Genomic DNA, 25,086 nt, shown 5'->3' on the forward strand with positions numbered 1-25,086 from the left:
GGCGTCATCTCGGGTCGATCCGGGGGAAGGCGTCACCGGTCGGCCAACGTTCCGGCAGACGGGACTGTACGGTCACTGGGTCTGTTCCGTAGTCGGTGGTGACGGTGAGTGTCCGCCTGTGATCATTGAGCGTGCATGATGCGAACGCGCTTATAGGAACGGTGTTTTCGGGGTTGTCGGCGTTGGTCATCGAGGAAGTGGCGGACGGTGGCGAGGTAGTCCGGGTTACGGCTCGGACCCGGGATGTTCCCGTTCCCTGCCCGGTGTGCGGGGTCGTGACGGGGAGGGTCCACGGATATCACGGCCGGACGGTGCGGGATGTGCCGGTCGACGGCCGGCAGGTCGTGGTCCGGGTGAGGATACGACGGCTGGTCTGTCCGGTCCTGGGCTGCCGGCGGCAGACCTTCCGAGAGCAGGTTCCCGGGCTTCTGGAGCGCCATCAGCGCCGCACCACACGTCTGACCGGTCAGCTCGCAGAGCTGGTCAAGGAGTTATGCGGCCGGGCGTCCGCCCGACTCGCCCGATCGCTGGCCGTGCCCGTGTCGTACGCCTCCGCCCTGCGGCTGCTGCGGCGGGTGCCCGTGCCGGCGGTGCGGATCCCGCGGGTGATCGGGGTCGACGACTTCGCCCTGCGGCGTCGGCAGAGCTACGCCACGATCATCATCAACGCCGAGACCGGTGAGCGAATCGAGGTACTGCCCGGCCGCGACGCCGCCACTGTGGAAGCCTGGCTGCGCGGACATCCGGGCATCGAGGCCGTGTGCCGGGACGGATCGGCCACCTACGCCGAGGCGGTCCGCCGAGCCCTGCCCGACGCGGTGCAGATCAGCGACCGCTGGCACCTGTGGCACAACCTCGCCGAGGCCGTCCGCAAAGAAGTCGCCGCGCACAGCACCTGCTGGGCGAAAACGGGCCCGCCCCCGGCTGAGGGGAGACGGGCTGCCACCACCCGCGAGCGCTGGCAGCAGGTCCACGCCCTGCGCGAGCGCGGAGTCGGACTCTTGAAGTGCGCACGGCGCCTGAACCTCGCCTTGAACACCGTCAAGCGCTACGACCGTGTCACCGAGCCCGAGCCCGAGCCCCTCATCCGGGCCCCCAAGTACCGGCCCACCCTCGTGGACCCCTACCGCGATCACCTGCGCAAGCGCCGACTGGAGAACCCAGCCGTCCCCGAAACCCATCTCCTCCAGGAGATCAGAGAGCTGGGCTACACCGGCAGCTCGAACCTGCTGGTCCGCTACATCAACCAGGGCCGTGTCGAGGCCGACCGGCCTGCCCTCTCGCCCCGGCGCCTGGCCCGCTACCTGCTCACCCGTCCCGACCGCCTCAAGGACCACCAGCGGGAACGTATCGAGACCGCCCGCACTGCCTGCCACGAGATGACCGCTCTGGCCGACCTCGTCCACCACTTCGCCGTGCTGCTGGATCCCGCCGACGGCAATGCCACCCTGCTGAGCACCTGGATCACCTCGGTCCAGGCTGAGGACCTGCCCCACCTGCATGCTTTCACCCGGGGCCTCGAGAAGGACCGCGCCGCAGTCGACGCCGCCCTCACCCTGCCGCACCACAACGGCGGCACCGAAGGCGTGAACAACAAATCCAAGCTGATCAAGCGCCAGATGTACGGCCGCGCGAGCTTCCCCCTCCTCCGCCACCGCATCCTCCTGGGCTGACCACACCCTGCGTCACCACCGACTACGGAACAGACCCACTGGCAAGCGTGTAACCCGGCCTCCAACGGCACGATCTGAAGCATCACGTTTCGAGGCGCGCTGAGTTCCAGCACGTGGTCGTACAACTCCCGCATTCGCTCCGCGTCCCCGAACTGCCGCCGGAAGACGTGCTCCTCGACGATGAAGCTGAACGGCGTCGTCGGCCGCTCGATCAGCATCCGCTGCCGCTCCATCCGCCTGGCCATGTAGTCCTCCAACTGACCGTCCGGCGCCACGGGCACGGTCCCCTCGAATACCGCCCGCGCATACCCCTCCGACTGCAAGAGCCCCGGCACCAACCGGCACTCATACGTGCACAGGCTCACCGCCACCCGCTCCAGCCGAGCCCACTGCCGAAACCAAGCCGCCAGCCCCGCCTCCCCCCGAGTCAGAAACCGCGCCGAGTGCCGCAGCGCCCCCGTGTTGCCCAGCGCCTCCTCCGCCCGCTCCACGAACGACGCGTCCGGCATCCGCCGCCCCAGCTCCACCGACTCCACCGTGTGCTTGGAGAAGCGGACCATCTCCCCGAACTCCACCCGGCTCAGCCCCGCATGCTCGCGCAGCGCCTGTACGACCGCCCCGAACGTCCGCAGACTGTCCGACGGGTCCGGTTCCCGCTCGCACTCTCCGCCCAGCCCCACCGGTTCGACGTGGTCGGTCGTCATTCGAGGCCCACCTCCGGGTGCACGTGCCAAACCCCGAATCGACACCCCAGCCTGACCGCCTCGAATTCGTACTGTCCACCGAACGTGTCCGTACGCTGACTCAACGTACGGACCCTGGCTGTGTCAGATCGTGCCCTCCACATGGGGGCGGGCCAAGTGGCGCAGCGGGGACGTCTTGTCCCACACGTGCCAGCGCGCGCCGCACACCGGGTCGGTCTCGTAGGTCACCTCCGCGGGGAAGCCGTCGGCCTTGATCCGCTGGGCAGGCGGACCGGCCAGCTTTCTGCCGCAGCGGGGGCAGTGGTCCGGCGTGCGCATGGGATACATGCCCATTGGTTCATCTCCTGTGTATGTCAGCTCTCACCGAGGTGCCGCTCCGACGACCCGTCCGAGCGTTCGCACCCGGCGTCGCCGCTCGGGCGAAGCGATGAAAGCCGGCCGCTCTGGCACGAGGCCCATCCACTCACAGCCGCAGCCTCGCTGTCGCATGCCAGGACGCGCCAGGCGTCGGGAGTCCAGGCGAAGATCGCGTCCTGGCCAAAACGCCGCCCCAGATCACGCGCAGCGGCATCGCTGAGGCCGGCGACGGCGACGCTCTCCTCGCGGTGCGTGCCGCACGCGTCGCCTCCTTCGGCGGACCACCAGGTGAGCGCACGGCTGCGGATCTCGTCGAGCAACAGGCCCTGAGCGCGGGCGTTGTCGTCGGCGGAAGCCGTACGCCCACGGGGATTCCAGGCCGTGATCACGTGGACGGTAGCGCTGCCGACTGATTCCGGGAAAGACCCTTCAGCTGAGCCCCTGGGACGCGGTTCGACTCGTACCGTCCGGTCCTGGAACTGGATGTGGGCGACCGCAATCCGGTAGAGATCCCAGTTACGAGGCGTGCCGGTTGCGTCAGTGGCGTGCACAAGGGCCTCCTGTGAAACGAAGGACCCCCTTACACGTCATGCAGGGAGATCGGTACTCGTCCCCACGGGTTCATGGGGGCGTGGTCCTGGTCGGAAGACCATCCACGCAGTGCGCGAGATGGTCGGCCGGCGGCTGTCCCGGCCGTGCGCGACGGCCGGGTTGGCCGAGACGTAAGGCTTCATGCTACGTCCTGCTGGACCTGGAGCACTACTGACAGCCCCTCGGCATTGCCGCACCGTGCTCAGTGACAGCTGACCGTCGTACCGTCCAGGGAATACGCCCGTACCCTCACGCAGCGTACGGGCGCATCCCCTGGCGTGCGCCCCCGCGTGCCCCTCACGGTGGCTCTCATGAACGTGACCACTCCCCACGCATCCACCACCGTCAGCACTTTCGCGCAGCAACTGTCCTCCACCCGTCGCGGCGCAAGGCTCGCCCGGTTGCTCACGGCTGCGGAGTTGCGGGCCTGGCAGGTATCACCGTCCGTGGTCGAGCGCGCGGAGCAGATCGTGGCTGAGCTGGCGGCCAACGCGGCACTGCACGGCCGGCTTCAGGGCCGCGACTTCCGCCTGGCGCTCCGCCTTGACCCCCCGGCCGGACTCCTGCGGATCGCGGTCACCGATGCTCGGGGCGACCACGCCCCGTCAGCCTCCACGGACTTCGGGACACGGCCCGTCAGTGAGACAGGCCGTGGCCTCCTCATCGTTACCGCCCTGGCCGACCGCTGGGCCTCGGAACCGTACCCGCCGGGCGGCAAGACCGTCTGGGCGGAAATCGACACCTCCACCGCTCACGGATCCCAGCAGATGGACGGAGTCGACTGACGCCGCCGAGGGGCCTCTCGGACGCGCGCGGCATGCGATGCATGGGGCACCTGCGGCCGGGCTGGGCCGGGCCCGGACCCATCCACGGGTTCCGGCCCCGGCTCTGCGCCGTCCCGACGTGCGCAGGATGTGTGGACCGCGTGAGGGAACGGCGAGCCGTGCGTAAGCCTCGCGGAATTCTGGGTGCCGTTCGCCACAGCAGTGATGCAAAGCGCAAGGGCAAGGAGTCGCCATATAGGCCCAGCAATACGGCCGTTGACGGTGGCCGGACGCGTTGGAGCACCTTGCCGCACGTCGACATCAGCGAGGAACTGCTCCGCATCACCTGCTCTATGATCGTTGAAAATTTGACCTCATCGCGTCTGCAACCAGTATCCGGAAGATCTGGCCGCCCTTGGACGTCGGCACGTTTGCGAGGCTCGCGGTCGTGATGCGGGTAAAGAAAGGTGAAGAGCATGGCCTTCGGACTGCTCCGGCGTCGGCGTTCCCGCACTGCCGCGTCGGGCCTCTCGGTACCCCTGCCGGCCGGGGCGGGCGCATACGGCTGCGAGGTCGTCGATCCCTTGGGACAGCCTCTGGCGGGTGCCGAGGTCACGGTGACCGCGTTGGACAGCCACCGCGTCGTCGCCCGTGGCACCACCGATCCTTACGGCCTGTTCGTGGCGATGCTGCCGCCCGCCTCCTACAGCGTGATGGCCACGGCGGAGGGGCTCGCACCGGCTCGCGAGAGTGCCGACATAGCCGCCGGAGTCGTCGTCTCCCCGACGCACATCGCGCTACTGCCTGCCCGTCAGCTGGAACTCCCGCCGCGCGGCACCTGGTTGTTCGACCCTCCGCACACCGCGATCCGGTTCATCGCCAAGCACGTGGGCATGGCGCACGTCCACGGCCGCTTCACCCGCTTCGAGGGCGGCATACGCATCGCATCGGACATGTCCGCCTCCCAAGTGTCGGTACGCATCGACGCCTCCAGCATCACCACGGGCAACAAGACCCGCGACAACCACCTGCGTTCCGCGGATTTCCTCGACGTCGAGCGTTATCCGTACATCGATTTCACCAGCACCCGGTTCGTCTACCGCGGTGGCTCCAAGTGGACGCTGCACGGCACGCTCACCATGCATGGCACCAGCCGTTCCGTGGGCCTGGACACGACGTACCTCGGTACGGTGAACGGCGGTTACGAGCAGGAACTCCGCTGCGCGGCACTGGCGAAGACGGAGCTGCACCGGGAGGACTTCACCCTCAACTGGCGCTCGATGCTGGCCCGTGGCATCTCGGTCGTCGGGCCGACCGTGCAGCTGGAGCTGGACGTCCAGGCGATGTACCGCACCCCCGAGACCCCCACGCCCCCGGAGTAGGCGACGTGCCGGCCCTCCGTGCTCCGGCGGACTGGGGAGGCCGGTTTCCGAGGCTCCGGACTAACCCGACACGGGTCCCTTCCAGCGGTAGCCCTCGGCCGTCTCGTCGTAGGGGCGGAGCAACGGCTCCGACTCCGCGCGCACCAGGTCGGCGTCGGTCGCGGGCAGCGTCAGGGACGCGCGCCGCATGCGGACGCTCCACGTGGCCGACGTTCCCCCCGGCGGCCGCCGTGGGCTCAGGCACCGGTCCGGTGCAGTAGGCCCGCCGGTGCCGGCGCTTCGTGGGCGCGGGCGATCAGCTGCCCGTCCATGACACGCACCACGGTCACGACATCCGGGTCGTCGACGTAGTAGATCTGCCGTCGGCCGTCACGGCGGGAGCGCACCAGCCCGGCGAGTTTGAGCTTCGCCAGGTGCTGGCTGACCGCCGGCAGGGCACCGCCCACCCGGTCGGCGAGGTGGGTCACATCGCTCTCGCCCTGGGACAGGGCCCACATGATGTGCAGCCGGGCCGCCGAGGCAAGAAGCCCGAACGCGGCGGCCGCCTCGGCCAGTACCTCCGCAGACGGGTCCCGGAAGCCACCGACGTTCCCCGCCACAGTCCTCTCCCCTCCCGCCCGCATCACGGCAGACGCCCGTGCGCCCGCCCAGTGCAGGCGCCCGCGCACCACCGGCCCGGCCGCCCGCCTGCACCACGGACCAGGGGCGAGGGAAGGGGGAACGGTCAGCCCTCGTGGCACTTGTTGACGACCACTTCCGGCTCGTCGTCATCGAACACCTCGTTCAGCAGCGCGCCGCCGACCAGGCCCGCCGCACCGGCGCCGATGAGCGCGCCCGCACCGAAGCGGCGCCCGCCCTGCTGCTGATGGTGGTCGTGGTGGTCTCCGTACGGCGGCTACGGCGCCGTACGACGCGGTCGCCGCTGGGTGCGGCAGGCGCAGCGGGCAGGCCGGCACGTGCCGCGGTGGAGACGGCCGTCACCGTCGCCGCCGCCGACCACCTGCGGACGGGCGTGTACCGCCTACGCCTCCGCCCGCTTCAGCGCATGGTCGAGTACCACCAGCAGTGCGTCGAGCACCGAGCCCCGTTCTCGGGCGTCGAAGACGAACAGCGGGACGTGGTCGCTGACGTCCAGCGCCCAGCGCACCTCGTCAAGCTCGTGCGCGACCTCGCCGTCAAAGGCGTTGACGGCCACCGCGAACGGGATGTCCCGGTGCTCGAAGTAGTCGACCGCGGCGAAGCAGTCGTCGAGGCGGCGGGTGTCGACGATCACCAATCCGCCCAGGGCGCCCTCCACCAGGTAGTCCCACATGAAGCCGAAACGCTCCTGGCCGGGCGTCCCGAACAGGTACAGCTTCAGGGTCGGATCGAGGGTGATGCAGCCGAAGTCCATGGCGACCGTGGTGGTGGTCTTGTGAGGGGTGTGGCTGAGATCGTCCACGCCCGCCGCGACCTCGGTGATCGACGCCTCGGTGGTGAGCGGTTCGATCTCCGAGACTGACGCCACCGTCGTGGTCTTGCCGACGCCGAACCCGCCCGCGATCACCATCTTCACGGGAAGGGGCGGCCGTTCGGTCTCGTGTGGGACGCACGGTGCGTCAATCCCGTTGGCTGTCACGGTGTATCCCTTCGGATTCGGCGACGCCGCGGAGACCATCGATCACCCTTCGCAGAACGGAGACGTCGCGGGAGGCATCGGCACTGGGCACGTATACGGCGAGGAGCGCATGGGCGCGCAGGTCGGCCGCGAGCACACGGACGACGTTCAGATGCAGGTGCAGCTTCGCGGCGACCTCGGCCAGCGACTGCGGCCGCCGGCATACGGCGACGATGTCGCGGTGTTCGAAGGCCAGGGTTTCGAGGGTGGCCAAGCCCAACGAGGTGGTCACGACCTGGGTCTCGATGGGGAGCGGCGCTACCGCGTCGCTGCCCGCAACCCTTCCCGCGGTCAGCAGGAACGGCCGGATCGCCGAAGGGCGGCCGGCGGATCCCGAACCGCCGGAGCCCGGGTGGTGCTGACCACCCTCGGACGCCATTCTGGGTCTTTCCTTCCTGCTGCATGTGGTGGCGGACGGTTCACCCGGTGGCCGGGGAACCGACGCTGTTCTTGAGCTCGAGGACCAGCTCGGGGCTGAGGGCCGCGCCCACCCGGTTGGCGAACAGGGTCATCTCGTAGGCGACGTTCCCCAGCTTCGCCTCGTTCGAGGTGACGACGCCGAGCACGGATCCGCTGCCGATCGCGGAGACGAGGAGATGGCCTCCTTCCAGATCAATGATCACCTTGTTGAGGGCGCCGAGGCCGTAGTTGCCCGAAGCGCCGGCGGCCAGGCTGGTGATTCCCGAGACGATCGCCGCGAGACGCTCGGAGTCCGCGTGGTCGCACAGCCGCGAGACCGCTATCAGCAGACCGTCGGAGGAGACGGCGATGGCATCCACCACGCCCGCGGTCTCCGTCGCGAATCGGTTGAGCAGCCAGGTGAAGTCCTCTGCGGCGGCACGCAGGTCAACGGGCTCCACTGGGTTGAATTGAGTACCACCTGTCGACGTGGTCACTGCCCCACTCCTTCCGGTCCCTCCTGGGACTCTGGTGATGCCGGCATCCGAGTCGGCTGTTGCCCCGGCTGCGCGCTCTCGCGCTCGGCCCGGGCCACCGCCTCCTCGAACTCTTCGATCGAGGAGCGGACCGCCTCCGCGTCGAGCGGCCGGCGCGACGTCGGCGTCGGCCGGCGTGCCGCCGCGGCGTTCTCGAGCGTGGCACCGCGCACGCGGCGCCGTAGCGGCGGCGCGGCCGGTGCCGGGGTGAGTGCCTCGCCATCCGGGTGTTCCTGCGCCTGCGCTGCGGCCCTTTCGGCGGTGTTCGCGGACCGGGTTTCGGGGGGCGGACCGGCCGTGTGCGCGGTCCGCGGGACACGTCGCGGCAACGGTGCGGGCTCCTTCCCGGTGCTGTCCCGCGGTGCGCCATCCGCGGGGGTTCGCCGCGAGGGCTGGGGATGCTGCTGGGGAACGGCGGATGTGACGGCAGGCCCGGTGAGCGCTGGGGGCTTGGCGGGCCCCACGGGCCGACTCCGGGTGGGGAGGACCGACGAGGAAAAGTCCTCGCCCGCGAACACCGTGGGCACGTGGCTCAACGGCATGAGCAGCGTCGAGGGGATGAAGACCCTGCTGGTGACCCCACCGCCCATCGTCGCGGTCAACGTGACCCTGATGCCCCAGCGCCGGGCGATCCGGCCGACCACGAAGAGCCCGAGGACCTTGGTGGGGACAAGGTCGAGCCGCTCGCGGCGCACCAGCCGCTCGTTCTCCTCTTTCAGACGCTCGGCGCTCATGCCGAGCCCGTGGTCGACGACCTCGACCACCGCCGCCTCGCCCTGGGAGCGCACCCGCACCTCGACGGGGCTCTCGGCAGGGGAGAACGCCACCGCGTTCTCCATCAGCTCGGCGAGCATCAGGGTCAGATCGCCGACGATGTCGGGCGCGACGGTGACCTCGTCCAGCACACGCAGGTGGATCCGCTGGTACTCCTCGATCTGGGCGAGCGCGCCCCGTACGACGTTGGTCAGCGCCGTCGGCCGGGCCTCGAGAGCGGTCTCCGCCAGCCCGGCGAGCAGCATCAGACTGTCGGCATTGCGCTGCAGGCGCACCGCCAGGTGGTCGATGTGGTAGAGCTGGTCGAGCAGCGCGGGGTCGGTCTCCTCACGCTCGACCGCATCGATCAGCGCCAGCTGGCGCGCGGTCAGGTTGCCGACGCGCCGCCCGACGTTGCCGAACATCTCCGCCACATTGCGCCGGCTGAGCACCTGGCGCTGCAGCAGGGCGGCGGCCGCCTCCTGTACCTCGTTGAACGTCTCCGCCAGCGTGCCGATCTCGTCGCGTGCCCGCACCGGGACTGCGTTCAGCCTGAGCCGGCCGTCGTCCTCGGCCTCGTCGTCCGCCACCCGCGCGAGCTCCTGCCCGGTCGCCCTGGCCACCTGCTGGGCCGCGGCGGTCAGCATCCGCACGGGCCGCACGACGGAGCGCCGGACCAGGAGGGAGAGCAGCAGCCAGAAGGCGAAGATCAGCACCACCGCGGTCAGCAGCCACCCCACTCGCCACCAGGCCTCGGAAGAGGCCCGGTCGCCGTCGTCCGCGATCTGGTGGATCAGTGACCGGGTGATCTCCAGCCGGGTGGACGCCTGCTTCTCGTACGTCGGATACGCCGCGATGGCCTTGTCGACGGCCGCCCGCACCTCGTCGAGGTCCCTGGCCTCCAGGGAGGAGGGATCGAACTGGAGGGACGCGAACTCGGACCGGATGGCGTTCTGGTGCGCGTTGCGCTCGATCCGGGCCAGCCGGCCGCTCTGGGCCACCGAGGCGATCCGGCTGAAGCGCTGGGCGTGGTGGTTGTAGAGCTGGAGGCTGCCCACCGCGCCGGTGAATTCCGTGAGCGCGCTGGAGTCGCCGGTCTGGGCGGAGAAGACACCGGTCTCGAACGCGGCATGCGCGGCGTCCGCGCGCAGCAGGGTGTCCAGGACGTTCTCGGGCGACGACACCGCACCGCCCGCGGATCCGCCGAGGCCGAGCCCGTCGATGAGGTTGGACACCATGGAGTCATAGGCCGGGTCGATGCTGTCGGCCGGGAGGTAGGCGCCTTCGACCGTCTTGCGCAGCCCGGTCAGCCCGGCGACGCCCCGCAACGCCCTGGTCTCCGCCGCGGGAAGGCGGGATCCGAACGCGGAGCGGACCTCGGCGACCTGGCGGTCGACGGCCCACTGGGCCCGGCGGTAGTCCCGCGGCGACGGCGCGGGCCCACCGGGCTCCGCGGCCTGGTAGCGCACCGAGAGCAGAATCGCCTGCTGATGCTCCCTCTGCAGGTCGTCGACGAGGGAGGCGACCTGCTCGCTGCTGCGGACGAGGGCCGCGGTGCGCGCCGCTGACTGCGCCTGTGCGACCTGGCCCGCGATGACGTAGGCGAGGATGGCGGCGACCACCGCGGCGGGGATGATCACCAGCACATTGAGCTTGCGCTGGAACGGCCAGCGGTCGAGGAACACGTCGGCCCTTCGCCGAACCCGCGCTCCCCGACGTGCCTGTTCCGCTGCTTCCACCTTGTGCGGGGACACCAAGCCTCCGGAACGATGTCGTACGGGCAAGCTGCTCTGTTGCCTGGGTGAGTTGCCGTGCTGATCTGTATCGCTTGTCCGAACGGGCGGAGACTACAGCCTTTTTGCCCGTGGGGTTCAAGCGTCGTGCAGAGAGAACGGTGACGATGGGCGTGCCGGCCGGTCCGGGGCCGGGCCTTCGAGGAGCCCGGCGCTCGGGCGGCGGTCTTTGCCCTGCCGGGCGGCGCCCAGCACGGCTTCGGCCCTCAGCCGTCGACGGAGAAGTCGCGGAACCGGTAGTCGGACAAGGGGTGGCTGGGGGTCGGGACCAGTCCGCTGACCCCGGCCGCGTACGCGTCGACCTGGTTCTTGAAGCCCCAGACGATGTAGCCGCCGCGCTCGTACTCGATCTTCTGGGCCGCCTTGAGCAGTTCGTTGCGCTTGCCCTCGTCGAACTGGCCGCGGGCCTGGTTGACGAGGGAGACGAACTCCGGGTCCCTCCAGTGCGTTTCGTTGTAAGGGGCGCCCTTGATCGATCCCTGTTCCACCTGCGCCAGGTAGTTCCGCGTGAACCAGTAGTCCATGGCGAACGGCCAGCTCAGGTACTTGTCGCCGTAGAAGGTCGCGGAGTCGGTCTTGCGGACCCGCACCGTCACCCCGGCGCCCCTGGCCTGCTGGGCGAAGAGCTGCGCGGTCTCGACCGCGCCGATGCCGATGCCGTTGGAGGTGACCAGCTCCACGTTGAGCCCCTCGTGCCCGGCGGCTTTCAACAGGAATCTGGCCTTGTCGAGGTCCTGGACGCGCTGCGGCAGATCGTGGTTGTACGCCGGATCGAAGGGTGCGTAGAGGTCGTTGCCGATGCGTCCCTGTCCTCTGAGCACCTGGCGGACCATCTGCGGCCGGTCGACGATCAGCCGCATCGCCTGGCGGACCCGCTCGTCGTCGAAGGGGCCGGTATCCAGGCGCATGGTCAGCGGGGTCCAGGCCCCGGGCTCCGAGATCAGGACCTTGCAGCCCTGGGCCTTGACCAGCTCCATCTGCTCGAGCGGCAGGTTGTCCATGGCGTCGATCTCCCGGCTGAGCAGCGCGTCGACCCTGGCCGTGTCGTCGGGGAAGTCGATGATGTGCAGTTGGTCGACATGGGCCGGGCGACGCCAGTAGTTGTCGAACCTGGTGAAGACGCTCTCGTCCCCGGGGGTGAAGGACTTGTAGACGAACGGGCCGGTGCCGATGGGTTTCCTGAGGTCGAAGTCCGCCGGGACGACAGCCATGACGGTCTGCGCGAGCAGGTCCTCCAGCAGGGCGTACGGAGTCTTCAGCGGGATCCGCACGGTCAGGGAGTCGATCCGCTTGAGGTCCGCGACGTCGACCACGGCGAGGCTGCTGGCCCCGGCGGCGGGCGCCTTGGGGTTCGCGATCCTGCGCAGGGAGGCGATGACGTCGTCGGCGTCCAGGGTCTTGCCGTTGTGGAACTCCACCCCGGAACGGAGCCTCAGCGTCCAGGCCCTGCCGTCCTTGGACGGCTCCATCGAGTCCGCGAGCAGGGGCTTGACGCGGTATCTCTCGTCATGGACGAACAGCCGCTCGAACAGGTTCACCGCCCGTGCGTGGTCGGGCCAGATGACGGGATTGTGAGGGTCGAGGGTGTCCTTTGCGCTGCCGCCGGTGCAGCCGACGCGCAGGACGCCGCCCTTCTTCGGGGTCCTGGCTCCCGAGTCGTCGCCGCCGGACCCGGAGCACCCCGGGAGCAGGCCCGCCGCGGCCGTGGCGAGCAGGCCGCCACCACCACGCAGGACGGTTCTTCGCCTCATCGCTCCGCTGGGGTTGTTTCCGTGCTCGGTCATGGGCAGGTGTCGCCTTCACATCAGGGCTGTTCTCATGGCGCGCTGACTGCTCGGATGACGCGCAGCACGTCTGCAACGCGGGCAAAGGCCAGTCGGCCGGGCTTCGCGCACGCCACAGCCGACCGCCTCGCCAACGCGGTCATCGCCCCATTACGGATCGTCAGGAGGTTAGAACACATGCCCATCGAACACCCATCGAACATCGGGAAATGGTGCAAGAGATCGGGCCGGGTCTGTCGGACGGGGGTGGACCGGACCACGGCCGGGGATCTCAGCAGTTCACCGCGGCGCCGCGCCGGTCACCGAATCGGTCAGCCCCTCCACGAACTGCGGCACCGGCACCGGCACGAGCGCCGGCCCGGCAGGCGACCAGGCAGGCCGACCGCGCGCGGGGAAGGGATGGGTGAACTCCTCGTCGCGGAACAGCGGCCCAACTCGCCCAGCAGCCGGAGTGCCAGGCTTCCCCTCGGGAGCGCTGCCGCGCCACCGGCACCGTCTCCGCCGGGACCTCCCCAGGCCCGTGAGCCGCAACGACATCCACTCGCACCCCAGATGACGACGTCGGCCTTCAAGACCACAACCAGGTCTCGAAGGCCGACGTCAGGCCGAAGAGGTGGAGCTGGTCGGGCTGCTCAGGCTGGTTCGTCGGCCCGGTTCGGCCGCGGCGCGGTCCACTCCGACTGCGGAGAGCCGGACTCATCCACCGTCACGTACCCGGAGTCCAAGTAATCCCGGCCGAGCGCCAGCCTCTCCCGGGCCCGACAGGCACGGAACTTCTTCAAAGCCTCCACAAGCGGCCCGGGTAGCGGCAGGACCCGTTCACCGGCCTCACTCCTGGTGTCCTTCTCCACGACCACGCTGTTGTTCATCAGAGTGCGCGTGTTCGCAACGATCAGGTCCTCAACTCGAGGTCGACGTCCTCCCAGCGCAGTCCGCAGACCTCCGCCGGCCGCAGCCCCATGAGGCCCGGCAGCAACGGCGCGTACAGCCGCTCCTCCCTGATACCGGCGACGAACGTGTGGACCTCATCCACGTTCCACGGCGCGACGACGACCTTCTCCTTACGCTCCTGCTTCCTGGCCTTGCGGGGTACAGAGACGTTCGCGGCAACGCTGAGGGGCACCATGCGCTTCGTCACGGCCCGGCCGAGAACCTCCTTCAGCCGGCCCAGCGCCATGTCGACGGTGATGGTCGACAGGCCTGTCCCTGCTCGACTCCCGCGGACCCGACCGGCGGTGAGCAACCAGGTGACTCACGTATCGACTTGCTCCTCGGCCAGCGCCTGGAGCCGGACATGCCCCACCTGCGCCTTGGCGTGCCGCAGGGTCTCGCTGTAGCTGCTGCCAAAGCCCCCGCGCATGAACGCGGATCTTCGTCATGCGTCCGTGGTCTGGATGCCAGAGACACGTTTTCGTCAAATTCCCGCCTGTGCAAGGGAAGTGATCTACATGGCGATCGACTCTCGTACCACTGCTGTGCAGCTCACGGCCCCCTCACGCGTTGTCGCAAAGGACCCTTTTCCGAACACCAGTCCCTACGCACCGCCTGTGCGCGCCACACCCGTCTCCTAGTGTCTAGACCGCAAAGCTTTGACGTGCACTCGATCAAACCCACCAGATCGAAGTCGCCGCCACCCGCGGCTGGGGAGACGCCCTGAAGGCATCCATCAGCGGACAGGCCACCATGACCGGCAGCTGCAAGCGAAACAGCGCCTCATTCCCCAGCAAGCCTTTGCTGCCATTCAACTCCTGGCGTCTGGGCGAAGCGTTCTTCAACACCACGGCTACCGGCCCCGGCAAGAGCGGCACCTGCGCAACTTACTGGTACCTGACTTCACGAACGCCGGGTATCCACCAGCCCGGTGCCGTACTGGTCGCCCGTTTTACGGCATGGAGTCCGGGGCAGCCGTCACCTCAATCCCAGCGTCTTCAGCGAAGGCACCTTCGCACCAGAAACCTCCGCCACCCGGGGCCGTAGCGTGCCCGACGGCCGCCGACGCGCGGCCGCCGTCTCACGAACGTCTCACAGACATGACGAGAGACAGGCGACGCACGCACTCTGACCTGGACGTAGTGGACGCCACGGACACTCGGCGAACCTCATGGACTGCCCCTATGCCATATGCCAGGTCGTCCCGAGCGAGGGACGGAGGATGAGGACGGGGGCGTCTTCCGGGCCGTCGAAGCGGTACTGGAGGGCAGGGGACGTCGTCTCACTCACCGCTCCACGCTAACCGCCCCTTCGGACACCCTCGCCCCTTGACCCCCACTGTCCACACGGGCCTCCCGAGGATCAACGGCGAACTCTCACACCGTCTTCACCTGACAGCGGCCGCAGCGTCGAAGGGCTGCCGACGGAAGACGGCCCGGACCGCCTCCCGCTCTCAGAGGTCGCTCGGCGTGCCCAGGCCGGTGAGGGCACCCACCGGGTCGAGGTCGGGGGTGCCGCGGGGCCACCAGTCGTCGTGGCCCGGCTCCGACTCGTACGCGTACCACAACCCGTCTCGCCCCAGGCGGAGTTGGACGTGGCCCCGAGGGTGTGTGAGGTGGTTGCGCCAGGGGCGGAAGGCGGGCAGGTCCGCGGCGAGCAGGAGCGGGCGGGCCCGGTCGAACTTCCCCGCCGGTGGGTCCCAGGGCTCCTCCAGGACGGCGAGCCCTTCGAGGCCGCCCTGCCGCCACGCGGCCACCGCCCGCGCCAGCCCGGCCGGGGTGCGTCCGGCGGCGGAGGCGAGCGCCGCGTAGAGGGCACGCGTGGCGCCGGTCAGCCCGGAACCGGGGCGGCCCGCGGCGAGGCGCACCGCGTCCTGCCACAACGTCAACTCGCCGACCGGGTCACGACCGGTGGTGAGCAGGGCATGGGCACGGGCGGCGGCGTCGGTCGCCAACTGGTCCAGCGCGAAGGGGTCGGGACCGCCCGGGGCCGCCGGGTACACCGGTGGCTGCCCGGGATGCGGTGGCGGGGGCAATGGTGGCGGTGGGGGCGGAAGTCGGCCCTCGGCGAGGGCGTCGGACGCACGCACGCCCGGCAGGGGCTCCGGTTCTCTGTTCTGGGCGGCACGGGCCGCGCGGGCGGCGCTCAGGCGGGACAGGGCGTCGAGCAGTTCGCGCTCGCCCCGGCCGCGGAGCAGCAGCAGGACGAACGGGTCGGCGTCCAGCAGGCGCGCCGTCTGGTAGCAGAGGGCGGCGGCGTGCTTGCAGGGGTGGCCGTTATCGGGGCAACTGCAGTGCGGCTCCAGGTCGCCGGGGCCGGGCAGCAGGGGCACCCCGCAGTCGGCGAGGGAGTGGGGCATCTCCTTGTCCAGGAGCGCGGCGATGTGGCCGGGCCGCTCGGCCGCGGCATCCAGGAACCGCTCCCAGGCGGCGTCGTCGAGCGTCCGCAGCCGCACCTGTACCCGGTACGGCCGTGCGCGGCTGCCCTGCACATATGCCAGTACGAGCCCGGGGGTCACGGTGATGGCGTCCACATTGCCCTTACGCGCGTAACCGCGCCCTCGGGCCAGCCGCGCCGCGTCCAACGCGCCCTCCTCCAGCGCCGTGACCCACGCATTCCCCCACCAGGTCTCGGCGAACGCGGACTGCTCGGGTTCCTCGGACTTCTCGGATTCCTCGGGCTTTTCGAGCTTTTCGGGCTGCCAAGGTGGAAGCGGCGGGAAGGTACGGCGCAGTTCGCCGTCGCGGCGCGGGGAGGCCATGGTGCGGGGGACGCGCGCGGCTGCCGGGGCGTAGGGGGCGTCGACGGGGGATCCGGCCGGGAGCGGGTCCCCCGGGCCCTCGACCGAGGGCGAGCTCAGGGCTGCCGGAGCGGGCCAGTCCCCTTGCCGCTCAACACCGTTGTCCGGGTGAACGTCCCCTGGCGCAGCCGCCGTCGAGGGCATCGCCATGGCCTCGGCGAGCAACTTCCGTACATCACCGTCCCGTTCCTCGACACCTCGGTCCCGCAGGTTACTTGGCCGTCGGTCGGCGCTCGGCACCGGCCGGGGAGCCCGGCGCGCTTCCTCGGCCGCCCCTGCCGCGGTGCCCGTTGCCTCCTTCTGCGTCTGCGCTTCGTCGCGGGCCCGCGCGGCACGCAGCGCCTCACGCACGGCATCAGCAGGACGCGCCCCTCGGCGTCCCGCCTCGTCGTCACCTTCCGGGGCCGCCGCAGAGCCGGGCGGCCCGTCCGGCCTCTCCGCCGGTCGCCGCCCCGGTCGCACCGGCCGGCCGGGCCCACGCGATCCATCCGGGAGATCCGGACTCTCCGTCGACGGCTGCGGCTCGTTCCCGGCCGGGGGACCGCCCGCGACCGGGTCGGCTCGTCTGGCGGACACCGCGTCGCGCAGGGCGGCGCGAGCGGCGTCGGCCGGGCGGGCCGACCGGGCCGTGGGTCCGCCCGGCGCGGGATCGGGGTCAGCGGCTTCCTCGGCCGGCGGCAGGGCGTGTTCACGTGCAGCCCGCAGGGCCCGACGAGCCGCGTCGGCGGGCCGCGCCTGCGACGAACCGCGCGCCGCATCGGCGCGCAGACCCTGCGGCGAGCCGGACGGTGCGTCCGCGGACCGAACCCCCGACGAACCAGACACCGCATCAGCGCGCAGACCCTGCGGCGAGCCGGACGGTGCGTCCGCGGACCGAACCCCCGACGAACCAGACACCGCATCAGCGCACAGACCCCGCGACGAACCAGCCCCTGCATCAGCAGACCGAACCCCCGACGAACCAGACACCGCATCAGCGCACAGGCCCTGCGGCGAGCCGGACGGTGCGTCCGTCGGGTACGCCTGCGCCGGGGCCCGTTCGTCACTCACCGCGTGCCCGTCATCCACCGGATCCCTCTGTGCCATCACGCCTCCCTCCGCAGTGACACCAGGTCGGACAGCTCGCGGTCCGTCAGTTCCGTGAGGGCCGATTCGCCGGAGCCGAGGATCGCGTCTGCCAGGGCGCGCTTGGAGGCCAGCATCTCGGCAATGCGGTCTTCGACCGTACCCTCGGTGATGAGGCGGTGCACCTGGACCGGCTGGGTCTGGCCGATGCGGTAGGCGCGGTCGGTTGCCTGTTCCTCGACGGCGGGATTCCACCAGCGGTCGAAGTGGACGACGTGTCCCGCGCGGGTGAGGTTGAGGCCGGTGCCGGCGGCCTTCAGGGAGAGGACCAGAACGGGTGTGGCGCCGTCCTGGAAGCGGTCCACCATGCGTTCGCGCTCCGGGACCGGCGTACCGCCGTGGAGAAGGTCCACGGGGACCGCGCGCGAGGCGAGGTGGGAGGTGATCAGGCGGGCCATGCCGACGTACTGGGTGAAGACCAGGGCCGAGCCGTCCTCGGCCAGCAGTGTGTCGAGCAGTTCGTCCAGCAGGGCCAGTTTGCCGGAACGGGCCACGAGCCTGTCACCGCCGCCGCGCGGGTGCTCCTCCTTCAGATAGAGGGCCGGGTGGTCGCAGATCTGTTTGAGCGAGGTCAGCAGCTTGAGGACCAGGCCGCGGCGGGCCATGCCCTCCGCCGTCTCGATGGCGAGCATCGACTCGCGCACCACCGCCTCGTACAGCGCGGCCTGTTCGCGGGTGAGCGGGACGGGATGGTCCGTCTCGGTCTTGGGCGGAAGTTCGGGAACGATTCCAGGGTCGGACTTCCTGCGGCGCAGCAGGAAGGGCCGCACCAGGCGGGCCAGGCGCTCCACCGCCTCCTCGTCCTCCCCGGTCTCCACCGCGCGGGCGTGCCGGGCGCGGAAGGACTTCAGCGGGCCCAGTAGTCCGGGGGTGGTCCAGTCCAGGAGCGCCCACAGCTCGGAGAGGTTGTTCTCCACGGGCGTGCCGGTCAGGGCGACCCGCGCGGGCGACGGGATGGTGCGCAGGGCCTTGGCGGTGGCCGAGTACGGGTTCTTCACGTGCTGTGCCTCGTCGGCCACGACCATGCCCCAGGACCGTTCGGCGAGCCGGGGCGCCGTCGACCGCATGGTGCCGTACGTGGTGAGCACGAAGCCGCCGTCGAGTTCCTCAAGGGTGCGGTCGGGCCCGTGGAAGCGGCGGACGGGCACACCGGGCGCGAACCGGTTGATCTCCCGTTGCCAGTTGCCCAGCAGCGAGGCCGGGCAGACCACCAGCGTCGGTTCGCCGCGCGCCCGTTTCAGGTGCAGGGCGATGACCGTGACCGTCTTGCCGAGACCCATGTCGTCGGCGAGGCACCCGCCGAGGCCGAGGGAGGTCATGAGGTCGAGCCAGGCCAGACCGCGGAGCTGGTAGTCGCGGAGGGTGGCGCGCAGGCCCGGGGGTGGCACGGTGGGCCGCACTCCGGCGGTCAGGCGGTCCCGCAGCGCCGCCAGCGCGCCCACCGGCACCGCCTCGACCGTCTCGCCCTCGACCTCGGCGGTGCCGCTGAGGGCGACGGAGAGGGCGTCGACCGGGTCGAGCAGGCCCAGTTCCCGCTTGCGGGCCTTGCGGACCAGGGCTGGGTCGACGAGGACCCAGCGGTCCCGCAGCCGTACGACCGGGCGGTGGGCCTCGGCGAGCACGTCCATCTCGGCCTCGGTGAGCGCGTCGCCGCCGAGCGCGAGCTGCCAGCGGAACTGCAGCAGTTCCTCGCTCTCGAAGAAGCCCGTGCCGTCGGTGGCCGAGCCGGGCGCGGGCCGCACCACCGCGGACGCGGTCAGGTCCTGTGCCAGGTCGCGTGGCCAGTGCACGGCGACGCCGGCGGCGGCGAGCCGCGGCGCCGCCACGCCGAGCAGGTCCGCGAGCTCCTCCTCGGACAGGGCCAGGACGTCGGGCACGTCCTGGTCGGCCAGCCGGTCGAGCGGCGGCCAGATCCGGGCGGCGCGCCGGACGGCCAGCGCGGCGTCCACGCGCGCGCGGGGACCGAAGGCCGCGTCGGCCTCGCCCGCCCACAGGGCCGCGGCGTCGGACACGAGCGTGGGGTCGGCGAGGCTGTGCACCTGGACGATCGCCGCGCCCGCGCGGCGGGCCCCGTCAGCGGCGTCGAACAGGTCGTAGGCCGACAGGTCCAGGCGGAGCGAGATCCGTACGCCGGCGTCCATGCCGGCGGCGACCTCGGCAGCCCAGACGTGGGCGTCGGGCAGGTGCCGGGGTGCGCGGGCCGCGAAGGGCTGCCCGCAGGCGTACGGCGCGGCCGGGGTGCGGGGCAGGGTGTCCGCGACCGCGTCGAGGAAGGCCCGCATCAGTGCTTCCGGTACGGGCAGCCGCAGCGGGCCGGGGCCGGGCAGCGGCACGGCGTGGCCCTCGTAGGGCAGGGCGGCGGCGATCGCGCGCAGGTGGGCGATGTCGCCGGGGTCCAGGGGGCCCGCGCGCCAGGCGTCGTGTCCGGCGGCGGTCAGGCCGGGCAGCAGGCGGCCGCGGGCGGCGATGTGCAGGGCGTGCAGGGCGGCGGCGCCCCAGCAGGCGGTGGCGGGGTGGGCCGCCGGGTCGTGCCGCGCGCGCACGAGGTGCGGCAGCGCCTCCTCCAGCGGCAGCGACAGCGCGCGGGCGGTCCTGCGGCGGGCGCCCGGCCCGTGCCGTCGTACGACTGTGAGCTCCGTATGCGCGGGTGGGGCGTCCGCGGATCCGGACCACACGTCGCCGTCGGGGTCCCAGAACGCGATGCGCCCGTCGCGCGGGAGGGGCGCGGGCAGGAAGACCGCGGCGAGCCGCACCGACACGGCATCGGCCGCCGTGTCCGCCACCGTCACCCCCACGTCGGTCATACGCCGTGTCACCTCCCGCTCGTCGCTCGTGCGTGGACGTCTTCGACTCTACGGGCGGGGTCCGACAACCGGCCCCGGCGGCCCAATGGCCCGGTTCCCGGAGCCAGCGCGGGCGGCCGGCGGCCGGCGGTGAGCCGGGAGCCGCGGTCAGGGAATGGTGCGGGAGACGATGTAGACCATCGGAAGCACCGGGTTGGACAGGTTCACCACCACGTCCTGGGTGGGCGCGGGGTTCTTCTGCTCGTGGGTGAGCCCCCACCAGGGGCCGGGACCCGTGAACGACCAGCCGGAGACCTTCTGGTCGCGGACGCCGATGGCGATGTCGCCCTTCTTGAGCTCCTTGCGGTTGACGCCCATGGCGTCGAGGAAGCTGTCCAGTCCGGGTTCGGTGGTGCGGAACTGGACGTAGAGACGGCTGGTCTTCCAGTTGTTCGTCTCGTAGTAGGCGATCCGGTCGGCCGGGTGCGGGACCGGCACCTGGTACAGGCGCTCCTGGACCTTCGAGGGGTACCCGGCGGTGAGGCCGGTCGCGGAGTACTTGTCCTCCTTGTCCTTGCCGCTGTTGCGGCTCTGGTTGGCGGAGATCACCAGGTAGCCGGCCGGTACGCCGATGAGCAGCACGATGATCAGCAGGGTGAGGGCCCTGCGGCGGTTTCTGTGCCGGCGGTCCTCGGGCGGGCGGGGCGGCGGCTCGTCCGGGGGCGCCGCCTGGCGTGGCAGCGACATGGTCACAGCGCCCCCCCGGCGGCGCGCCGGGCCTGCGCGTACCGCTCGTAGCGCTCGTACCGCTCCACCCGGCGCCGCTTGGCGCGCCGGAAGCGGCGGGCGACCAGCCTGGCGAGATCGGCGGCGCCGACCATGCCGGCTTCGGGACCGAGCTGGGCACGGGTGACACGGGCCTCGGGGCGGTAGCCGCGGCCGGTGAGGTGGCGCTTGAAGGCGTCCCGCGCGGGGCCGATCAGCAGGTCGTCGGCGGCCGAGACACCGCCGCCGATGACGAAGCAGGACGGGTCGAGGGCGGCGGCCAGGTTGGCGATGCCGACGCCGAGCCACTGGCCGATGTCCTGGAGCAGCTCGACGCACATGGCGTCGCCCTCGCGGGCCAGCTCGGTGATCATCGGGCCGGTGATGTCGGCGATGTTGCCCTTGACGTGGTCGATGATCCCGTAGGCGACCGGAGAGTCGGCCGCGGCCAGCTCGCGCGCCTCCCGGACCAGGGCGTTGCCCGAGCTGTACTGCTCCCAGCAGCCGCGGTTGCCGCACGGGCAGCGGTGGCCGCCGGGCACGACCTGCATGTGCCCGAACTCGCCGGCGACGCCGAACTTGCCCCGCTTGACCTGCCCGTCCTCCAGAATCGCGCCGCCGATGCCGGTGCCCAGGGTGATCATGACCAGGTGGTCCTCGCCACGGCCGGCGCCGAAGCGCCACTCCGCCCAGGCGGCCGCGTTGGCGTCGTTGTCGACCAGGACCGGAACCGACAGGCGTTCGGAGAGCCGGTCGCGCAGCGGCTCGTTGCGCCAGGACAGGTGCGGGGCGAACAGCACGCGGTTGCGGTCGGCGTCGACCCAGCCGGCCGCACCGATGCCTACCGCGTGCACGTCGTGCCGGTCGGAGAGGTCCAGCACCAGCTCCACGATGGTGTCCTCGACGACCTGCGGACTCTTGGACTTGTCCGGGGTCTCCGTGCGCAGCCGCTCCAGGATGTTGCCGTCCGCGTCGACGACGCCCGCCATCACCTTGGTACCGCCGATGTCGATGCCCACCGTCGGCACCCGGGGCGCCGTCAGGTGGGACCGGCGCTCCCGGGTGCCGACCGTGCGGAGTACCGGGGCACGCCGGGAACCGATGGGGGCGCTGAAGTCGCGGTAGGTGCTCATCGGCCCCGATTCTGCCGCACCGGCGGTGAGGGTGCCGTACGGGGGAGCGAAGGGGATATGTGACGTTGCCGGGTGCGGGTGCCGCCGGGCCGGTCGCGCCCGTGCGACAGAGCCGCGTCTCAGCAGCGCCCCGCGCCCCTAGGAACGCCGCAGCTCGTGGCGCAGGTCGTCCAGCTCGTTTCCGCCCGCCATCTGGCGCGTCAGCTCCTCCAGCGAGATCTCGTCCCGCAGGTGGCTGCCCACCATCCCGCCCCGCTTCAGGAGCACGAAGCGGTCTCCCACCAGGTACGCGTGGTGGGGGTTGTGGGTGATGAAGACAACACCCAGGCCCTCGTCCCGTGCCGCCGCCACATACTTCAGCACCACGCCCGACTGCTTCACCCCCAGCGCCGCCGTCGGCTCGTCGAGCACGAGGACCTTGGCACCGAAGTAGACCGCCCGCGCGATCGCCACGCACTGCCGCTCGCCGCCCGACAGGGTGCCGATCGGCTGGTCGACGTCGCGCAGGTCGATGCCCATCCGCCGCAGCTCGGCGCGGGCGGTGTCGCGCATGAAGTCGACGTCCATGCGCTTGAAGGGGCCGAGGCCCTTGCGCGGCTCCGAGCCCAGGAAGAAGTTGCGCCACACCGGCATGAGCGGCACGACGGCGAGGTCCTGGTAGACGGTCGCCACCCCCCGGTCGAGCGCCTGGCGCGGGGAGGACAGGCGGGTCTCCTCGCCCTCGATGCGCAGCACACCGCCGTCGTGCTGGTGCAGCCCTGCGATGATCTTGATCAGGGTGGACTTGCCCGCGCCGTTGTCGCCCAGGACACAGGTGATCTCCCCGGCGTGGACCTCCAGGGAGACGCCCTCGAGGGCGCGGACGGTGCCGTAGTGCTTGCTGACGCCGGACAGCTCCACGAGCGCCGTACGTGCTTGGGTCTGTGTCACTTGGTGGCCTCCGCCCGCCTGCGCACCCAGGCGTTGAGCAGGGTCGCGAGGAGCAGCATCGCTCCGAGGAAGAACTTGAACCAGTCCGGGTTCCATTCGGCGAAGACGATGCCCTTGCTGGTCATGCCGAAGAGGAACGCGCCGACCGCCGAACCGACGGCGCTGCCGTGACCGCCGGTGATCAGGCAGCCGCCGATGACGGCGGCGATGATGTAGATCAGTTCGTTGCCGACGCCCTCGCCGGACTGCACCGCGTCGTAGGAGAAGAGCAGGTGCTGGCCGGAGATCCAGGCGCCGAGGGCCACGGCCATGTACAGGCCGATCTTGGTCTTGGTGACCGGCACGCCGACCGCGCGGGCCGCGTCCTGGTTGCCGCCGACCGCGAAGATCCAGTTGCCCGAGCGGGTGCGCAGCAGGATCCAGGAGGCGAGGGCGACCAGGGCCAGCCACCACAGGATCGTGATCTTGAAGTCGACGCCGCCGACGGTGAGTGTGGAGGCGAAGACGGCGTGCGCCGTGGGGAAGCCCTCCATGTCGGCGATCGTCTTCGTGGAGACGGTGCCGTCGATCATCTTGGTGAAGCCCAGGTTCATCCCGGTGAGCATCAGGAACGTGCCCAGCGTGACGATGAAGCTGGGCAGGCGGGTCCGGCTGAGCACGAAGCCGTTGAAGGCGCCGATCGCGAGGGTGACCAGGAGGGACACGCCGACGCCCACCCAGACGTTCGCCGTCATCTGGTAGCTGAACATCGACGAGATCAGCGCGGAGGACGTCACCATGACACCCGCCGACAGGTCGAACTCCCCACCGATCATCAGCAGCGCGACCGGCACCGCCATGATGCCGATCGTCGAGGAGGCGTACAGGACGGTGCTGAGGCTGGAGGCGCGCAGGAAACCGTCCGCGGCGAAGGCGAAGAAGAGGAAGACGGCGACCGCGCCGACGACCGAGCCCAGTTCGGGGCGGGACAGCAGCTTCCGCAGTACAGAGGTCCGCAGAATCCTTTCGTCAGCGACGGCCTCCGTCTCGACGGCGAGGGACTTCGTCTCGTCGGTGGCGGCGCTCATCGCGTACCCCGCTTGGTGTACTCCTCCAGCGCGGCGGCCTGGTCCCCGGTGACGATCTGCGGGCCGGTGAGCACCGGCCGGCCACCGCCGAGGACGTCGCTGTTGTACTTGTACAGCCACAGCAGGTCGACGGCCTGGTAGCCCTGGAGGTACGGCTGCTGGTCGACGGCGAAGCCGAGGGTGCCGTCCTTCAGCTCGGCGGCGACCTTGGCATTGAGGTCGAACGTGTCGACCTCGGCGGTGCTGCCCGCGTCCGCCTTCGCCTTCACGGCGGTGTCGGCGTACGGGGCGCCGAGCGTGACGACCGCGTCGATGGACTTGTCGGCCTGCAGCTTCGCCCCGATCGCGGACTGCACGTCGGGCATGTTGGTGCCGTTGACGTAGAGGTTCTCCACCGTGCCGCCGAAGGTCTTCGCCACACCGGCGCAGCGCTGCTCGTGACCGACGTTGCCCTGCTCGTGCAGGACGCACAGCGCCTTCTTCCTCCCGCGCTTGGCCAGCTCCTCCCCCACGGCCTCGCCCGCGACCGTCTCGTCCTGGCCGACGTGGGTGAGCGCGCCGAACGCCTTGGACTCCGCGGAGCCGGAGTTCACGGTGATCACCGGGATGCCGGCCTTCTCGGCGCGGGCCACGGCGGCCTTCAGGGCGTCGGGCTTGGCGAGCGTGACGATGATGCCGTCGACCTTCTTGTCGACCGCCGCGTCCACCAGCTGCGCCTGCTGCTGGGCCTCGGCGTCGTGCGAGTACAGGAAGTTGATGTTGTCCTTCACGGCGGCCTGCTTGGCGCCGCTCTGCACGATGTCCCAGAAGGTGTCGCCGTCACCGGAGTGGGTGATCATCGCAAAGGTCCAGCGGGGCGTGTTCACCGCCGCCCTCCCCTGGGCCGCCGCGGCCTTGCGGGCGTCCTCCGCCCGCTTGCCGCCGGTGCTGCTGCAACCGGCGAGGGACACGGACAGTGCCCCCGCCAGCGCGACGCCTACCCAGGTCTGAAACCGTGCCACGAGGCCGAGCCCTTCTTGCTGTGTTCCGACGTACGCAAGGGGCCGGTGATGGTCTGACCAGCCCCAAACGACGCATTATCGAACACAGCCACCAAGGGTCCCGAAGGCGGGGAGCGGGCTTCGGTCACATTGTCCGGACATCGGGACGAGCGCACCGGG

22 protein-coding genes and 3 pseudogenes are annotated in these 25,086 nt (G+C 70.8%); 3 read left to right on the top strand and 22 right to left on the bottom strand.

Features of this window, described 5'->3' with window-relative positions; all coding sequences use genetic code 11:
• Nucleotides 1-161 precede the first annotated feature (161 nt).
• Complete coding sequence (locus tag AB0A61_RS34255; protein WP_361301361.1) at nucleotides 162-1,673, top strand: ISL3 family transposase; 1,512 nt, start codon at nucleotides 162-164, stop codon at nucleotides 1,671-1,673.
• A 41-nt stretch (nucleotides 1,674-1,714) separates the two neighbouring features.
• On the opposite strand, the pseudogene AB0A61_RS34260 reads toward AB0A61_RS34255, so the two are convergent.
• From AB0A61_RS34260 to AB0A61_RS34270, 3 genes and pseudogenes are all read right to left on the bottom strand, one after another.
• Nucleotides 1,715-2,377, bottom strand: a pseudogene (locus tag AB0A61_RS34260) (helix-turn-helix transcriptional regulator); the annotation flags it as partial.
• Between the two features lie 123 nt (nucleotides 2,378-2,500).
• Nucleotides 2,501-2,710 carry a hypothetical protein gene (locus AB0A61_RS34265; protein WP_361301262.1) on the bottom strand — a complete coding sequence of 70 codons (210 nt, stop codon included), beginning with the start codon at nucleotides 2,708-2,710 and terminating at the stop codon, nucleotides 2,501-2,503.
• 20 nt (nucleotides 2,711-2,730) lie between these two features.
• Complete coding sequence (locus tag AB0A61_RS34270) at nucleotides 2,731-3,123, bottom strand: DUF3293 domain-containing protein (RefSeq protein ID WP_361301265.1); 393 nt, start codon at nucleotides 3,121-3,123, stop codon at nucleotides 2,731-2,733.
• Between the two features lie 513 nt (nucleotides 3,124-3,636).
• On the opposite strand from AB0A61_RS34270, the gene AB0A61_RS34275 reads away from it, so the two are divergent.
• Entirely contained in the window at nucleotides 3,637-4,110 is a 474-nt protein-coding gene (locus tag AB0A61_RS34275) for an ATP-binding protein (RefSeq protein WP_361301268.1), read from the top strand.
• A 455-nt stretch (nucleotides 4,111-4,565) separates the two neighbouring features.
• Nucleotides 4,566-5,471: a YceI family protein gene (locus AB0A61_RS34280; RefSeq protein WP_361301271.1), complete on the top strand. Its 906-nt coding sequence runs from the start codon at nucleotides 4,566-4,568 to the stop codon at nucleotides 5,469-5,471.
• A gap of 60 nt (nucleotides 5,472-5,531) precedes the next feature.
• Here the strand turns inward: AB0A61_RS34280 and AB0A61_RS34285 are convergent, their stop codons facing one another.
• From AB0A61_RS34285 to AB0A61_RS34375, 19 genes and pseudogenes are all read right to left on the bottom strand, one after another.
• Nucleotides 5,532-5,660, bottom strand: coding sequence for a hypothetical protein (locus tag AB0A61_RS34285; protein WP_361301274.1), 129 nt, complete (start codon nucleotides 5,658-5,660; stop codon nucleotides 5,532-5,534).
• A 47-nt stretch (nucleotides 5,661-5,707) separates the two neighbouring features.
• Nucleotides 5,708-6,070: a metalloregulator ArsR/SmtB family transcription factor gene (locus AB0A61_RS34290; RefSeq protein ID WP_361301277.1), complete on the bottom strand. Its 363-nt coding sequence runs from the start codon at nucleotides 6,068-6,070 to the stop codon at nucleotides 5,708-5,710.
• Nucleotides 6,071-6,492: 422 nt separating this feature from the next.
• Nucleotides 6,493-7,020, bottom strand: coding sequence for an ATP/GTP-binding protein (locus tag AB0A61_RS34295; protein ID WP_055495080.1), 528 nt, complete (start codon nucleotides 7,018-7,020; stop codon nucleotides 6,493-6,495).
• Nucleotides 7,021-7,069: 49 nt separating this feature from the next.
• Nucleotides 7,070-7,507, bottom strand: coding sequence for a DUF742 domain-containing protein (locus tag AB0A61_RS34300; RefSeq protein ID WP_055495025.1), 438 nt, complete (start codon nucleotides 7,505-7,507; stop codon nucleotides 7,070-7,072).
• Between the two features lie 40 nt (nucleotides 7,508-7,547).
• Nucleotides 7,548-8,024 (bottom strand): roadblock/LC7 domain-containing protein, encoded by a 477-nt coding sequence (locus AB0A61_RS34305; RefSeq protein ID WP_055495024.1) that lies wholly within the window; start codon nucleotides 8,022-8,024, stop codon nucleotides 7,548-7,550.
• Nucleotides 8,021-10,501, bottom strand: a complete 2,481-nt coding sequence (locus tag AB0A61_RS34310; RefSeq protein WP_361301282.1) for an ATP-binding protein — start codon at nucleotides 10,499-10,501, stop codon at nucleotides 8,021-8,023. The genes AB0A61_RS34305 and AB0A61_RS34310 overlap by 4 nt, the downstream gene beginning before the upstream one ends.
• A 314-nt stretch (nucleotides 10,502-10,815) precedes the next feature.
• A complete protein-coding gene (locus AB0A61_RS34315) occupies nucleotides 10,816-12,393 on the bottom strand; it encodes an ABC transporter substrate-binding protein (protein WP_361301285.1) in 1,578 nt (525 codons plus the stop codon).
• Nucleotides 12,394-12,699: 306 nt separating this feature from the next.
• Nucleotides 12,700-12,934 (bottom strand): annotated as a pseudogene (locus tag AB0A61_RS34320) (hypothetical protein); the annotation flags it as partial.
• Nucleotides 12,935-13,025: 91 nt separating this feature from the next.
• Nucleotides 13,026-13,262 carry a hypothetical protein gene (locus AB0A61_RS34325; protein ID WP_361301287.1) on the bottom strand — a complete coding sequence of 79 codons (237 nt, stop codon included), beginning with the start codon at nucleotides 13,260-13,262 and terminating at the stop codon, nucleotides 13,026-13,028.
• A 23-nt stretch (nucleotides 13,263-13,285) separates the two neighbouring features.
• Nucleotides 13,286-13,570, bottom strand: coding sequence for a hypothetical protein (locus tag AB0A61_RS34330; RefSeq protein WP_361301290.1), 285 nt, complete (start codon nucleotides 13,568-13,570; stop codon nucleotides 13,286-13,288).
• Nucleotides 13,571-13,997: 427 nt separating this feature from the next.
• Nucleotides 13,998-14,201: a hypothetical protein gene (locus AB0A61_RS34335; protein WP_361301293.1), complete on the bottom strand. Its 204-nt coding sequence runs from the start codon at nucleotides 14,199-14,201 to the stop codon at nucleotides 13,998-14,000.
• A 310-nt stretch (nucleotides 14,202-14,511) separates the two neighbouring features.
• Nucleotides 14,512-14,613: pseudogene (locus AB0A61_RS34340) on the bottom strand (3-oxoadipate enol-lactone hydrolase); the annotation flags it as partial.
• A gap of 163 nt (nucleotides 14,614-14,776) precedes the next feature.
• Nucleotides 14,777-16,891 carry an SWIM zinc finger family protein gene (locus AB0A61_RS34345; protein ID WP_361301364.1) on the bottom strand — a complete coding sequence of 705 codons (2,115 nt, stop codon included), beginning with the start codon at nucleotides 16,889-16,891 and terminating at the stop codon, nucleotides 14,777-14,779.
• A 317-nt stretch (nucleotides 16,892-17,208) separates the two neighbouring features.
• A complete protein-coding gene (locus tag AB0A61_RS34350; RefSeq protein ID WP_361301295.1) occupies nucleotides 17,209-20,052 on the bottom strand; it encodes a DEAD/DEAH box helicase in 2,844 nt (947 codons plus the stop codon).
• Between the two features lie 147 nt (nucleotides 20,053-20,199).
• On the bottom strand, nucleotides 20,200-20,784 hold the full coding sequence (locus AB0A61_RS34355) for a sugar kinase (RefSeq protein ID WP_361301298.1): 585 nt from the start codon (nucleotides 20,782-20,784) through the stop codon (nucleotides 20,200-20,202).
• Nucleotides 20,781-21,929, bottom strand: a complete 1,149-nt coding sequence (locus tag AB0A61_RS34360) for an ROK family glucokinase (protein ID WP_361301301.1) — start codon at nucleotides 21,927-21,929, stop codon at nucleotides 20,781-20,783. Before AB0A61_RS34360 ends, AB0A61_RS34355 begins: the two co-directional genes overlap by 4 nt.
• Nucleotides 21,930-22,067: 138 nt before the next feature.
• The gene (locus AB0A61_RS34365) at nucleotides 22,068-22,859 is read right to left on the bottom strand and encodes an ATP-binding cassette domain-containing protein (protein WP_361301304.1); all 792 of its coding nucleotides are present in this window, start codon (nucleotides 22,857-22,859) and stop codon (nucleotides 22,068-22,070) included.
• A complete protein-coding gene (locus tag AB0A61_RS34370; RefSeq protein WP_361301306.1) occupies nucleotides 22,856-23,926 on the bottom strand; it encodes an ABC transporter permease in 1,071 nt (356 codons plus the stop codon). The genes AB0A61_RS34365 and AB0A61_RS34370 overlap by 4 nt, the downstream gene beginning before the upstream one ends.
• Nucleotides 23,923-24,927 (bottom strand): sugar ABC transporter substrate-binding protein, encoded by a 1,005-nt coding sequence (locus tag AB0A61_RS34375; protein ID WP_361301309.1) that lies wholly within the window; start codon nucleotides 24,925-24,927, stop codon nucleotides 23,923-23,925. Before AB0A61_RS34375 ends, AB0A61_RS34370 begins: the two co-directional genes overlap by 4 nt.
• Between the last annotated feature and the right edge of the window lie 159 nt (nucleotides 24,928-25,086).

The organism is Streptomyces sp. NPDC046197 (assembly GCF_040646295.1).
In the GTDB taxonomy this organism is placed as follows: domain Bacteria; phylum Actinomycetota; class Actinomycetes; order Streptomycetales; family Streptomycetaceae; genus Streptomyces.

What these genes read in the sequence shown, in the direction of transcription:
- AB0A61_RS34265 (WP_361301262.1), bottom strand. Translation starts at nt 2,710, where the DNA reads ATGGGCATGTATCCCATGCGCACGCCGGACCACTGCCCCCGCTGCGGC.
- AB0A61_RS34275 (WP_361301268.1), top strand. Translation starts at nt 3,637, where the DNA reads ATGAACGTGACCACTCCCCACGCATCCACCACCGTCAGCACTTTCGCG.
- AB0A61_RS34280 (WP_361301271.1), top strand. Translation starts at nt 4,566, where the DNA reads ATGGCCTTCGGACTGCTCCGGCGTCGGCGTTCCCGCACTGCCGCGTCG.
- AB0A61_RS34285 (WP_361301274.1), bottom strand. Translation starts at nt 5,660, where the DNA reads ATGCGGCGCGCGTCCCTGACGCTGCCCGCGACCGACGCCGACCTGGTG.
- AB0A61_RS34295 (WP_055495080.1), bottom strand. Translation starts at nt 7,020, where the DNA reads ATGGTGATCGCGGGCGGGTTCGGCGTCGGCAAGACCACGACGGTGGCG.
- AB0A61_RS34300 (WP_055495025.1), bottom strand. Translation starts at nt 7,507, where the DNA reads ATGGCGTCCGAGGGTGGTCAGCACCACCCGGGCTCCGGCGGTTCGGGA.
- AB0A61_RS34315 (WP_361301285.1), bottom strand. Translation starts at nt 12,393, where the DNA reads ATGACCGAGCACGGAAACAACCCCAGCGGAGCGATGAGGCGAAGAACC.
- AB0A61_RS34325 (WP_361301287.1), bottom strand. Translation starts at nt 13,262, where the DNA reads ATGAACAACAGCGTGGTCGTGGAGAAGGACACCAGGAGTGAGGCCGGT.
- AB0A61_RS34330 (WP_361301290.1), bottom strand. Translation starts at nt 13,570, where the DNA reads ATGGCGCTGGGCCGGCTGAAGGAGGTTCTCGGCCGGGCCGTGACGAAG.
- AB0A61_RS34350 (WP_361301295.1), bottom strand. Translation starts at nt 20,052, where the DNA reads ATGACCGACGTGGGGGTGACGGTGGCGGACACGGCGGCCGATGCCGTG.
- AB0A61_RS34360 (WP_361301301.1), bottom strand. Translation starts at nt 21,929, where the DNA reads ATGAGCACCTACCGCGACTTCAGCGCCCCCATCGGTTCCCGGCGTGCC.
- AB0A61_RS34370 (WP_361301306.1), bottom strand. Translation starts at nt 23,926, where the DNA reads ATGAGCGCCGCCACCGACGAGACGAAGTCCCTCGCCGTCGAGACGGAG.